This is a genomic window from Mesorhizobium sp. M1E.F.Ca.ET.041.01.1.1, from assembly GCF_003997355.1.
GTDB lineage: Bacteria > Pseudomonadota > Alphaproteobacteria > Rhizobiales > Rhizobiaceae > Mesorhizobium.
In genome coordinates this window covers 1-11,543 of the sequence record NZ_RZSL01000156.1, presented here as the reverse complement: position 1 = coordinate 11,543, position 11,543 = coordinate 1, and the positions used below count along the sequence as shown (strand labels likewise).

At 63.3% G+C, this 11,543-nt stretch carries 12 protein-coding genes and 1 pseudogene; 7 read left to right on the top strand and 6 right to left on the bottom strand.

Annotated features, from left to right (window positions below; all coding sequences use genetic code 11):
• The 3 genes from ychF to EOA38_RS15215 all read right to left on the bottom strand — a co-directional run.
• On the bottom strand, positions 1-712 hold a 712-nt coding region (gene ychF / locus EOA38_RS15225; protein ID WP_127299573.1), incomplete at its 3' end, for a redox-regulated ATPase YchF.
• 93 nt (positions 713-805) lie between these two features.
• Positions 806-1,528 carry an aminoacyl-tRNA hydrolase gene (pth, locus tag EOA38_RS15220; protein WP_126092368.1) on the bottom strand — a complete coding sequence of 241 codons (723 nt, stop codon included), beginning with the start codon at positions 1,526-1,528 and terminating at the stop codon, positions 806-808.
• Between the two features lie 24 nt (positions 1,529-1,552).
• A complete protein-coding gene (locus EOA38_RS15215) occupies positions 1,553-2,197 on the bottom strand; it encodes a 50S ribosomal protein L25/general stress protein Ctc (protein WP_126092369.1) in 645 nt (214 codons plus the stop codon).
• Between the two features lie 388 nt (positions 2,198-2,585).
• Here EOA38_RS15215 and EOA38_RS15210 point away from each other — a divergent pair, with 388 nt between their 5' ends.
• From EOA38_RS15210 to EOA38_RS15185, 6 genes and pseudogenes are all read left to right on the top strand, one after another.
• Positions 2,586-3,224 carry a glutathione S-transferase family protein gene (locus EOA38_RS15210; protein ID WP_127299572.1) on the top strand — a complete coding sequence of 213 codons (639 nt, stop codon included), beginning with the start codon at positions 2,586-2,588 and terminating at the stop codon, positions 3,222-3,224.
• Positions 3,225-3,371: 147 nt separating this feature from the next.
• Positions 3,372-3,929, top strand: coding sequence for an FMN reductase (msuE, locus tag EOA38_RS15205; RefSeq protein WP_126092371.1), 558 nt, complete (start codon positions 3,372-3,374; stop codon positions 3,927-3,929).
• A 34-nt stretch (positions 3,930-3,963) separates the two neighbouring features.
• A complete protein-coding gene (locus EOA38_RS15200; protein WP_126092372.1) occupies positions 3,964-5,328 on the top strand; it encodes an LLM class flavin-dependent oxidoreductase in 1,365 nt (454 codons plus the stop codon).
• 25 nt (positions 5,329-5,353) lie between these two features.
• Positions 5,354-6,202 (top strand): ABC transporter permease, encoded by an 849-nt coding sequence (locus tag EOA38_RS15195; protein WP_126092373.1) that lies wholly within the window; start codon positions 5,354-5,356, stop codon positions 6,200-6,202.
• 48 nt (positions 6,203-6,250) lie between these two features.
• Positions 6,251-7,248 (top strand): annotated as a pseudogene (locus EOA38_RS15190) (ABC transporter substrate-binding protein).
• Positions 7,249-7,263: 15 nt separating this feature from the next.
• Positions 7,264-8,025: an ABC transporter ATP-binding protein gene (locus tag EOA38_RS15185; protein WP_126092375.1), complete on the top strand. Its 762-nt coding sequence runs from the start codon at positions 7,264-7,266 to the stop codon at positions 8,023-8,025.
• 17 nt (positions 8,026-8,042) lie between these two features.
• On the opposite strand, the gene EOA38_RS15180 is transcribed toward EOA38_RS15185, so the two are convergent.
• The gene (locus EOA38_RS15180; RefSeq protein WP_126092376.1) at positions 8,043-8,483 is read right to left on the bottom strand and encodes a MarR family transcriptional regulator; all 441 of its coding nucleotides are present in this window, start codon (positions 8,481-8,483) and stop codon (positions 8,043-8,045) included.
• A 147-nt stretch (positions 8,484-8,630) separates the two neighbouring features.
• On the opposite strand from EOA38_RS15180, the gene EOA38_RS15175 reads away from it, so the two are divergent.
• A complete protein-coding gene (locus EOA38_RS15175) occupies positions 8,631-9,488 on the top strand; it encodes an alpha/beta hydrolase (RefSeq protein WP_126092377.1) in 858 nt (285 codons plus the stop codon).
• A gap of 80 nt (positions 9,489-9,568) precedes the next feature.
• On the opposite strand, the gene EOA38_RS15170 is transcribed toward EOA38_RS15175, so the two are convergent.
• A complete protein-coding gene (locus EOA38_RS15170) occupies positions 9,569-10,483 on the bottom strand; it encodes an alpha/beta hydrolase (protein WP_126095795.1) in 915 nt (304 codons plus the stop codon).
• 152 nt (positions 10,484-10,635) lie between these two features.
• Positions 10,636-11,543, bottom strand: a 908-nt coding sequence (locus EOA38_RS15165; protein WP_145965968.1) for an MFS transporter, incomplete at its 5' end; no start/stop codon positions are given.

The window sequence follows — 11,543 nt, the reverse complement described above, 5'->3', positions numbered from 1 at the left end:
CCGTGCCGGCGCCCTGCGCGGCGGCCATTTTCTCAACCGCTTTTGTGTGCTCGTTGCCGGTGGCAGCGTCGGCCTCGGCGACGTTGCAGACATAGAGAACGGGATGCGACGTCAACAGGTTCAGCCCCTGAAGAATGCGCAGGTCCTCCGGCGCGATGCCGTTGAGCAGGAAGCGTGTCGGCTTGCCGGCCTGCAGCAGCTCGAGCGCCGCCTCCATCATCGGCAGCACGGCCATTGCCTCCTTGTCCTTGCCGGCGGCGCGCTTGCGGAACTGGACGATGCGGCGCTCCAGGCTTTCGAGATCGGCGAGCATCAGTTCGGTCTCGACGGTCTCGGCGTCGGCGACCGGATCGATGCGGCCTTCGACATGCGTGATGTCGTCATCCTCGAAGCAGCGCAGCACGTGAACGATGGCGTCGACCTCGCGGATGTTGGCGAGGAACTGGTTGCCCAGGCCTTCGCCCTTGGAGGCGCCGCGCACCAGGCCGGCGATGTCGACAAAGGAGATGCGGGTCGGGATGATCTCCTTCGACTTGCCGATTGTCGCAATCTTCTGCAGGCGCGGATCGGGCACCGCCACCTCGCCGGTGTTCGGCTCGATGGTGCAGAAAGGATAGTTGGCGGCCTGCGCGGCGGCCGTCCTTGTCAACGCATTGAACAGCGTCGACTTGCCGACGTTGGGCAAGCCAACGATGCCACATTTGAAACCCATTTTTTCCGGTCCTATCGGGAATTCGAAATTTGGTGAGGGCTATGGGCGAAAGCGCCGACGATCGTCAAGCCCTGCGGGCAATCGTTTCGGCGTTCAATCCTTGCCGAACAGCTTTTTCAGCATCGCGGCCATCGGGCCGCTTTCGGGGACTTTTGCCGCCGGCTGCTGCGGGCGCGCCTGGCGGATGTGGCTCTGCTGTTTCGGCGCCTTGGGTGGCGGCCGATCGTCATCGCCGGTCGGCACGAGCTTGTCGCGCAGCGTCAGCGTGATGCGGTTCATGAAGGAATTGTCGTCGCCCTTGGCCAACAGCCCTGCGTCATCGGCGATCGCGTCGAGCAACACGTCGAGCCATTCACGGTCGGCCTTGGCGAAGTCGCCGAGCACATGGCCGTGCACCATCTCCTTGACGCCGGGATGGCCGACACCGATGCGCACGCGGCGATAGGCATTGCCGACATGCCGGTCGAGCGAACGGATGCCGTTATGGCCGCCGGAACCGCCACCCACCTTGACCCTGACCTTGCCGGCGGCAAGGTCGATCTCGTCGTAGAAGACGGTGAGGGCGGCGGCTTCGAGCTTGTAGAAGCGCAGCGCTTCGCCGACCGACTGGCCGGACAGGTTCATGAAGGTCTGCGGCTTGATCAAAAGGATCTTCTCGCCGCCGAGCGTGCCTTCGGAGATCAGCCCCTGGAACTTCTTCGACCAGGGCGAAAAGGAATGGCGGCGGGCAATCGCGTCCGCCGCCATGAAGCCGACATTGTGCCGGTTGTTCTGATATTTTGCGCCCGGATTGCCGAGGCCTGCAAAGACAAGCATCGTCGCCTCCGGACGCGGAAGAGATTACTTCTCTTCGGCGGCAGGGGCCGCCGCTTCCGGCGCCTCCGCCTCGGTGGTCTCTTCCGTCTCCGGCTTCATCGCCGCGGAGCCGGCGATGGTCGCGATGGTGAAATCGCGATCGGAGATCACTGGCTTCACACCGGCCGGCAGGGCCACCGCCGAAATGTGGATCGAATCGCCGATTTCGGCGCCGGTGAGATCGACGGTGATGAAATCCGGGATCGCATTGGCCGGGCAGTGGAACTCGACTTCGTGGCGAACGATGTTGAGCACGCCGCCACGCTTGATGCCGGGCGACTTCTCTTCGTTGATGAAGTGGACGGGCACGTCGACATTGACCTCGGTGTCCTTGCCGATGCGCAGGAAGTCGACATGGACCGGGAAGTCCTTGACCGGATCGAGCTGGAAGTCCTTCGGCAGGACTTGGATCTTCTTGCCGTCGACATCGATCGTGGCGATCGTGGTCAGGAACCCGCCACCGTGGATCTTGTAGAAGATGTCCTTGTAGTTGAGCGCAATCGCCAGGGGGGGCTGCTTGTCGCCGTAAATAACTGCAGGCACTTTACCGTTGCGTCGAACCGTACGGGCGGACCCCTTACCGACCTGTTCGCGCGCTTCGGCCTTGAGCTCGTAAGTATCGTGGCTCATGGCATTTCCTTTCGCGTTTTATGGAGCGTTCGCGGCGGGCAATCCCATCCGTAAACGTCGAAAGCCGTCGCGGCCTCGCATGGTCGATCCAAACGCTTTTGGCTATCCAAACGCTTCCGGGGATCATGCAGGCCTGGCCAGCCTTCCTCCGCGTTGCCTCCAAGGGTGTCTACGCGGGTGGCGGCTCTATATCGGAAGGCGGGGAGCGGCGCAAGCCGTTGAACGGCAAGCCTTGGCCGGAGCCGGCCTGGTCGGCAGAACATAGTCAACGCTTCCGCCTGACGCAAAATCAGATCTGGCGGGTTGCGCCGAGTCTTGTCTGCGCCCGTAATGTAGCATCGGGCGGGTTTCAATCGTCCTTGGCAGGCAAGGACCTTTGGAGATCGACATGAAACTTCTGTTCAGCCGCAATCCCAATCCTCGCCTCGCAGTCGCGGCGGCGCGCTACCTCAAGGCGGAGATCGCATTCGAATTCGCCTCGCCGACGGCGCGGGGGCAGGCCGAACGATATCGCGCGCTGAACCCCAATTTGACCTTGCCCATATTGGTCGGCCCGGGATGGAGCCTCTGGGAGGCCGACGCCATCGCCTGCCGGCTCTCGCGCGACATGCATTCCGATTTCTGGCACACCGGCGACAACGAGCCCGAGATGATCCGCTGGCTGAGCTGGGGCAAGGAGAACTTCGTCAGAGCCTGCGACATGGTGCATTTCGAGCGCGGCACCAAGCAGCGTTGGGGGCTGGGGCCAATCGACAAGGCACTGGTCGAGGAGGGGCTGAGGCAGTTCCACATGGCCGCAGCTATCCTTGAAGCCGAGCTTTCCCCGCGGGAGTGGCTGGTGGGCAAATCGGTTTCCTATGCCGACTTTCGCATGGCGACGTTCCTCGCTTTCAACGATGTCGCCAGATTGCCGCTTGACGACTACCCATCTATTCGCCGCTGGTATGGCCGGCTGGAGGCGATCGACGCCTGGCGCGACCCCTTCCAGGGACTGGAGGCGCCGCAACTGCCGCCGGTTCAGGATTGAAGCCTGAGCCCGCATCCGCTGAACCAATCAACGGCGAAAGAACGCAAACTCAATCCCTCTGCCAAGCCCGTTTTGAAATCTTCTCGCTCATTTAATTCTATAAAATCGGTAGTCTTAATGAAGAAGTGCCGCGAGGAGAGCCTGAAAATGACGAAGAAGCTGGTGGTGGGGATATCCGGCAACCTGACCCGCCCGTCGAAAACCAAGGCATTCATCAGCCATATTGCTGGCGAGGTCGGTGGCCGGATCGCTGCGACGCAGGCGGTCTTCGACATTGAGGACCTCGGTTCATCCTTTCCTCGGGCCCGGCGCCTCGGCGATCTCGACCCGACCGCCCGCGGTATTGTCGAACAGCTGGTCAATGCCGATGTTCTGGTGGCGGGATCGCCGACCTTCAAAGGCAGTTACACTGGGCTTTTCAAGCATTTGTTCGATCTGCTTGATCCTTCTTCGCTGCGCGGCAAACCAGTCATTCTCGCCGCGACCGGCGGTGGCGAGCGTCACTCGCTGATCGTCGAGCACCAGCTGCGGCCGCTGTTCGGCTTCTTCGAAGCGCTGACCATGCCGACAGCAATCTATGCCTCCGACAAGGATTTTGCCGACGGCATGCTCGTATCGGAAGCGATCCATGCCCGCGCCCGGCAGGCCGTCGTCGAGGTCGTCAACGTTGTCGGCGCCACCCGCAGCGTCGGCCTCGCCGCCTGACTTCGAAGCAATCGTTCGAACCGAAGGATCAGCCATGACCAGCCCCAGCGAGTCCAGACAGATCAAGCTCGGCGCCTTCCTGCCCGGCGGCGGCCAACACGTCGCGGCCTGGCGCCATCCGGACTCGCCGGCCGATGGCGCGACCAATTTCGAGTTCCACAGAAAGCTCGCGCTGACCGCCGAGCGCGGCCTGTTCGATGCCTATTTCCTTGCCGACAATCTGACGGTCGGCCTCGGCGCCCGCGAGGGCGGCAATGCCAAGATTGCCGGTTTCGAGCCGGTGACACTGTTTGCGGCGCTGGCGCCGCTGACCACCCATCTCGGCTTCATCGCCACCGCTTCGACCACCTATGAGGAGCCTTACACGCTCGCCCGCAAATTCGCTTCGCTCGATCTTCTGTCGAACGGTCGCGCCGGCTGGAACGTCGTGACGTCGGCGGGCGACGACACGGCGCGTAACTTCAACCGCGACGTCCAGCCCAACCACGCCGAGCGCTACGAACGGGCGCATGAGCATGTCGAGACGGTGAAGGCGCTGTGGGACAGTTGGGAAGACGACGCTTTCATCCGCGACAAGAAGACCGGCCGCTTCTACGACAAGGACAGGCTGCACGACATCAACCACAAGGGCGAACATTTCAGCGTCAAGGGGCCGCTCAACGTACCGCGTCCGGTGCAGGGCCATCCGGTGGTGGTGCAGGCGGGCCAGTCCGAGGATGGGCGCGGACTCGCGGCGGCCTCGGCCGAGGTGATCTTCACCGCGCATCAGAGCCTGGCGTCGGCGCAGGAATTCTATCGCGACATCAAGGCGCGCGTGGCGGCGGCCGGCCGCGATCCGGCACAAGTGCTGATCATGCCGGGCGTGGCGCCTTTCGTCGGGCGCAGCGAAGAGGAAGCCCGCGCCAAATACCAGCAACTGAACGACCTGATCCTGCCCGAGGACGGCGTGGCGCTGCTCAACGCACTTGCCGGCCAGACGCTCGACCTCAGGGACTATCCGCTCGATGGCCCGTTGCCGCCTAGCCGGGAAACCGAAGGCATGAAGAGCCGGCAGGCGCTGATCCGCCAGATCGCCGATGAGCACAATTTCACGATCCGCCAGCTTTATCAGTGGGTGGCGACGGCACGTGGTCATTACACGGTGGTCGGCAGCGCCACGCAGGTCGCCGATCAACTGGAGGAATGGTTCACCAGCGAAGCCGCCGACGGCTTCAACATCCTGCCGCCCTGGCTGCCCGGCGCGCTCGACGATTTCGTCGACCTGGTCATCCCCGAATTGCAGCGGCGCGGCCTTTTCCGCACCGCATACGAAGGCAGGACGCTGCGCGAGAATCTCGGCCTCAGGCGACCGGAGAATCCATGGACAGTCGCCCGCTCGACCGTGCTCGCCGCCGAATGATCCTCTGAAAAGGAAAGGCAAGACGATGACTTTGCAGCACATCGAACGGTCGGTCGGCATCGGCGGCCATGACGGCGGCAATGGCTTCGGGACGGCGGCCTTGCGGCTGGCCGGCCGGACATCGACGCGGATCCTGTCGCGTTATGGCGTGCTGCTCGGCTTCCTCTCGCTTTGGCAAATTGCGGCGAGCAGCGGCTGGGTCAACGCGGCCGTGCTGCCGCCGATCGACGCCATCGTCGCGGCGCTCTGGAAGGGCCTCGCCGGCGGCAGCCTGCTCGGCGATATCGCCATCAGCCTGCAGCGCGCCGGCCTTGCCTTCGCGGCGGCCGTCATCGTCGCTATCCCACTCGGACTGGTCATGGGCCAGGTGCGAGCCGTGGAAACCGCGCTCGATCCGATCGTGCAGTTGTTCCGTCAGACCTCGGCGCTGGCGCTCTATCCGGTGTTCATCCTGCTCTTGGGATTGGGCGAAGCCTCCAAGGTGTTCGTCATCTTCTGGGCGACGCTGTTCCCGCTGCTCCTCAACACCATCAGCGGCGTCAAGGAGGTCGATCCGAAGCTGCTCGAGATGGCGCGCGTCTACGGCGGCCGGCGGCTCACCATATTCCGCCGCGTCGTGCTGCCCGGCGCCGTGCCCTCGATCTTCGTGGGCCTGAGGCTCGGCGCCACCACCGCGCTGCTGCTGCTGATCGCCTCGGAAATGATCGGCGCCAACAAGGGCATCGGCTTCCAGGTGATGAACGCGCAGTACAACTTCCAGATCCCGCTGATGTTCGCGGCGATCGTCATCCTTGCCGCACTTGGCCTGATCGCCAACCAGGCGCTGGTCAGCCTGCAACGGCGGCTCTGCCGCTGGAGCAGCACCGTCGGCTGAGCCGTCAATCCATCACCAATCATTCCTGAAACCATGAAAGGCCGGACCATGACCATCACACGCCGTTCGCTTCTCCTGCGTGCCCCGCTTGCCGCCGGCATCATCGCCGCCGGCCTGCCTTCGATCGCACGCTCGCAGGCCGCCGCCGTCAAGATACGCTACCTTGCCAGCCGCGGCGGCATCTCCCCGCACGAGCTTGCCGGCGAACTCGGCTATTTCAAAGGCCTCGGCATCGAGCTCGAGAATGTCGGCTATGCCGCGGGCGGCCCGGAATCGCTGTTCGCGCTCGCCTCCGGCAGCGTCGATTTGGGTTCGGTCGCCACGCCTGCCGTGATCAACTCGATCGCCGGCGGCAACGACTTCGTCGCCGCCTATCCGAGCAACGGCATCAACAAGGACGTGAAGAGCGTCTTCTATGTGCTGGAGGACAGCCCGATCAAGTCGATCGCCGACATCGCCGGCAAGACGATCTCGGTCAACACGCTCGGCGCCCATCCGATTATACGGTGCGTGAGGCGCTGCGCAGCGTCGGCCTGCCGCCGGATGCCGCCAAGCTCGTCGTGGTACCCGGACCGCAGCTCGAGCAGACCTTGCGCTCGCGCCAGGTCGATATCGCGGGGCTCGGCTACTGGCAGGCGACGTTTGCCGGCCAGTTGGTCAGCAATGGCGGCGTGCGCGGCGTCTTCAACGACACCGACGTGCTCGGCGAGATCGCCGGCGGTTTCGTCGTGCTCCGGCGCGACTTCATCGCCGCCAATCCCGATGCTGCCCGCAACTTCGTCGAACAGTCCGCGCGCGCCGCCGACTGGTCGCGGCAAAATCCGGACGAGGCGCGCAAGGTGCTCGCCGACGTCCTCGACAAACGCGGCGAGAACGGCGAGCTGGCCCGCTTCTGGACCGGCTTCGGGCTGCGCGAAAAGGCAGCGGTGACGAACCGCGACGTCGAGTTCTGGGTCAGCATTCTCGAACGCGATGGCCGTTTGCCGAAAGGCAAGCTCAAGGCCACCGACATCCTCTATCGCCCGGGCGAAACCAAAACCAACTGACATGGAGACACCGGCATGGCTACCGCACGCGGCGGCGAGGTCACGATACGCGACCTGTCGAAGTCCTTCGCGCTTGGCGGGCGTCAACTCGCGGTGCTGCGCTCGCTCAACCTCGACATCCGCTCCGGCGAATGCCTGGTTATCGTCGGCGCCAGCGGTTCGGGCAAGACGACGCTGCTGCGCATCCTCGCCGGCCTGGAGCGGGCCGACGGCGGCGCCGTCGCGATCGATGGAAAGCAGGTCGAGGGCGTCGGCGAGGAGCGGGCGGTGATCTTCCAGGAGCCGCGGCTGCTGCCCTGGCTGACCGTACTCGGCAATGTCGCCTTCGGTCTCGAAGTGCGTGGCGTGTCCAAGGCGGAGGCCGAGAAGCGGGCGCGGTTCTATATCGCGCTGGTCGGCCTTGCCGAGTTCAGCGATGCCTATCCAAGGCAGCTCTCGGGCGGCATGGCCCAGCGCGTCGGCATAGCACGGGCGCTGACGGTGCAGCCCGAAATCCTGCTGCTCGACGAGCCGCTTGGGGCCCTCGACGCCATGACCAAGATCTCCATGCAGGAGGAACTGGCGCGCATCTGGAGCGAGGAGAACGTCACGATGGTCGTGGTCACCCATGACCTGGAGGAGGCGATCTATCTCGCCGACAGGGTGCTGATCCTGCCCAAGGAGAAGGGCGGCGCGGCAAGGCTGATCGACGTCGACCTGCCACGACCGCGCGACCGCAGCGAAAGCCGCTTCGTGCGCTACCGCGAGGAATTGCTGCGCGAGTTCGGCCTGCATTAAGGGATAGCGCGCAAGCTTCAGCTATCGCCGGCCAGGTCACTGTTCAGCGCATCCCGCAGCGCCTTCACCTGCCGGTTCAGGGCATCGAGTTCAGCCAGCGTCATGCCCGAGCGCTCGATCAGGGTCTCGTTCAGGCAATTGCACCGGACCAACAGCGCGCGTCCGGCCGCGGTCAGGTCAACCTGCACCTGGCGTTCGTCGGTCTGGCTGCGCTGGCGGGTTACCAGGCTAGCCTGTTCCATCCGCTTCACCAGCGGCGTGATGGTGCTCGATTCCAAGGCGAGCCGGTGCGCGATGCTGCCCACCGACATGCCGTCCGCTTCGCCCAGCGCGTTGAGCACCAGATATTGCGGATAAGTGATTCCCATTTCGTCCAGCATGGGCTTGTAGGTACGATTGATTGTCATGCTGGTGGCGTAAAGCGTGAAACAGAGCTGATTGTCCAAGGGAAGAGGCACCGACGCGTTCCTTTGCCGACTGAGCACTGATTATATACCACGGAAAATGTTATCGTGATATATATTTTTGTGGACAAGCGTGCTCGATCGCGTTACCCATTTCGTTATCGCGATATTATTTATTGCGAAAATACAAAGGAGATGGAGATGACTGAAGCTTCGCAGACCAAGATCGGCAGCGGCACGATCACCACCAAGGACGGAACGCAGATCTACTACAAGGACTGGGGCACCGGTCAGCCGATCGTGTTCCATCACGGCTGGCCGCTGAGCAGCGACGACTGGGACGCCCAGATGCTGTTCTTCCTCTCCAAAGGCTACCGCGTCATCGCCCATGACCGCCGCGGCCACGGCCGCTCCAGTCAGACGGACGCCGGCAATGAGATGGACACCTATGCCGCCGATGTGGCGGCGCTCACCGCGCATCTCAACCTCAAGGATGCCATCCATGTCGGCCATTCGACCGGTGGCGGCGAAGTGGCGCGTTATGTCGCGCAATACGGCTCCGGCGGTCGCGTCGCCAAGGCCGTGTTGATCGGGGCAGTGCCGCCGATCATGCTCAAGACCCCAGCCAATCCCGGCGGCCTGCCGATCGAGGTGTTCGACGGCTTCCGCTCGGCGCTGACGGCCAACCGCGCCCAGTTCTTCCGCGACGTTCCCGCCGGTCCGTTTTACGGCTTCAACCGTCCGGGCGCGACGGTGTCGGAAGGCGTTATCGACAATTGGTGGCGCCAGGGCATGATGGGCGGCACCAAGGCGCATTACGATTGCATCAAGGCCTTCTCGGAAACCGACTTCACCGAGGACCTGAAGAAGATCGACGTGCCGGTGCTGGTCATGCATGGCGACGACGATCAGATCGTTCCGATCGCGGATTCGGCGCTGCTTTCGATCAAGCTGCTCAAGAAGGGTGAGCTCAAGGTCTACAAGGGCTTTCCGCACGGCATGGCGACGACCCATGCGGACGTCATCAACGCCGACCTCTTGGCCTTCTTCAAGGCCTAGAATCGTCCAGTTGCGTAGACAGGCACCCGCCGTCAGGCGGGTGCTTTTGTACTTTCATCGACATGTCCGCGGGACAGTGCCTACCTGGCGAGAAAACCAGTGATCAGCTTGACGGTGGCGTCGGGGTTTTCCTCCATGATCCAATGACCGGAGTTGGGCACGATGCCGCCTGTGACATCGGTCGCAACAAGCCGCAAGATATCGGCCTGCGTGGTGCCGGCGGATTTTTCCCCGCCAACAGCCAGCACCGGCATGGTCAGTTTGCTGCCAGCGGCGAGCATCGCCTGGTTGTCGATCGCGTCCTGGTCAAAGGCCTTGAACTGCTCGAAAGCGTCATGCATCGCATGCGGGCGTGCATAGAGTTTGGCATAGTGCTTGCGCGTGGCCTCATCGATCTTCTTCGGGTCGGCCGACAGTTCGTTGTAGAAGCGGTCGAGATAGATGCGCTCTCGCCCCGCGACCAGCCGCTCCATATCCGGGCCACGGAAGTTGAAGTGCCAAAGCAGCGGGCTTTGCTTGATCTTTTCCCAGTCACCGATTCCGGGTAGCGGCGCATCGATGATGACCCATTTGGTGATGCGCTTGGGATATTGCGCAGCAAGCGCATAGCCAACCATGTTGCCGATGTCGTGCGTGACCAGATCTGCCTTGTCGATCTTCAGGGCATCCAACACGCCGGCGATGTCGACGGCCTGGTTCTTCTTGGTGTAGCCCGCTTCAGGGTGAGCGGACAGACCCATGCCGCGCAGGTCCGGCACGATGACAGTATGGTCCTTTGCGAGCGCCGCCGCCGCGGCGCCCCACATGTCTCCGGTATCGGCAAAGCCGTGCAGCAGCACGACCGCGGGACCTTTGCCGCCGACGCGCACATAGAGGCTCGTGCCGTTGGTTTCGACGGACTGCGTCTTGAAACCCGGCGGAAAAGGAACGATGCGTGCCGTAGCCGGCAAGGTTACAAGAAGCACGCCCAACACGGCCAATACGATCTTGCGCATATCATTCTCCAGAGACATTGAGTTATCTGCGGCAGCGTCGCCAGCGCACGCGTTTCGAACACTAACAGGCTTTTCACCTGGCGTATGGGAAGGAATCGATAAGGGCGCGGCAGCTGCCACGCCCTTATTCGAGTCCTGAAGATCGGCGGTTTTTAACTGGCCGCCGCCTGCGCCTTCCGCGCTTCCCTCATATTCGGCAGGAATACCGTCAGCAGGCCGAGGAAGGGCAGGTAGGAACAGATCTGGTAGACGAAGTCGATGCCCTTCATATCGGCGATGACGCCAAGCACGGCGGCGGCGATGCCGCCCATGCCGAACGCGAAGCCGAAGAAGATGCCGGCGATCATGCCGACGCGACCGGGCACCAATTCCTGCGCGAAGACGACGATGTTGGAAAAGGCCGACGACAGGATGAGGCCGATCAGCACGGTGAGCACCATCGTCCATTCCAGGTTGGCGTAGGGCAGTGCCAGCGTGAACGGCAGCACGCCGACGATGGAGAACCAGATCATCGCCTTCTGGCCGTAGCGGTCGCCGAATGGGCCGCCTAGCAGGATGCCCAGCGCCGAAGCGCCAAGGAACAGGAACAGCATCACCTGCGACATCTGCACCGAAACGCCGAACTTATGGATGGCGTAGAAAGTGTAGTAGCTGGAGAGCGAGGCGATATAGGCGTTCTTGGTCAGCACCAAGAGCGTCAGGACCGCCAATGCCCACATCACCTTGCTGCGCGGGAAGGGCGAGACGTGGGCCACCTGCTTGCGGGTGGCCATCGAAGCGCGCAGCCGGCTGTACCAGCCGCCGACCTGCCACAGCACGATGATGCCGATCAGCGAGCCGACGGCGAACCAGGAGATGCTGGTCTGGCCGAACGGCACGACGATGAAGGCGGCGAGCAGCGGTCCCATCGCCTGGCCGAAATTGCCGCCGACCTGGAACAGCGACTGCGCCAGGCCGAAGCGGCCGCCGGAAGCGAAGCGGGCGATGCGCGAGGATTCCGGATGGAAGATCGCCGAGCCGATACCGATCAGCGAGGCGCCGATCAGGAGCAGCCAGTAAT

Excerpts from the sequence above, each read along its gene's own strand:
- EOA38_RS15175 (WP_126092377.1), top strand. The coding sequence starts at position 8,631 with ATGACTGAAGCTTCGCAGACCAAGATCGGCAGCGGCACGATCACCACC.
- EOA38_RS15210 (WP_127299572.1), top strand. The coding sequence starts at position 2,586 with ATGAAACTTCTGTTCAGCCGCAATCCCAATCCTCGCCTCGCAGTCGCG.
- EOA38_RS15195 (WP_126092373.1), top strand. The coding sequence starts at position 5,354 with ATGACTTTGCAGCACATCGAACGGTCGGTCGGCATCGGCGGCCATGAC.
- pth (WP_126092368.1), bottom strand. The coding sequence starts at position 1,528 with ATGCTTGTCTTTGCAGGCCTCGGCAATCCGGGCGCAAAATATCAGAAC.
- EOA38_RS15200 (WP_126092372.1), top strand. The coding sequence starts at position 3,964 with ATGACCAGCCCCAGCGAGTCCAGACAGATCAAGCTCGGCGCCTTCCTG.
- EOA38_RS15185 (WP_126092375.1), top strand. The coding sequence starts at position 7,264 with ATGGCTACCGCACGCGGCGGCGAGGTCACGATACGCGACCTGTCGAAG.
- EOA38_RS15170 (WP_126095795.1), bottom strand. The coding sequence starts at position 10,483 with ATGCGCAAGATCGTATTGGCCGTGTTGGGCGTGCTTCTTGTAACCTTG.
- EOA38_RS15215 (WP_126092369.1), bottom strand. The coding sequence starts at position 2,197 with ATGAGCCACGATACTTACGAGCTCAAGGCCGAAGCGCGCGAACAGGTC.
- msuE (WP_126092371.1), top strand. The coding sequence starts at position 3,372 with ATGACGAAGAAGCTGGTGGTGGGGATATCCGGCAACCTGACCCGCCCG.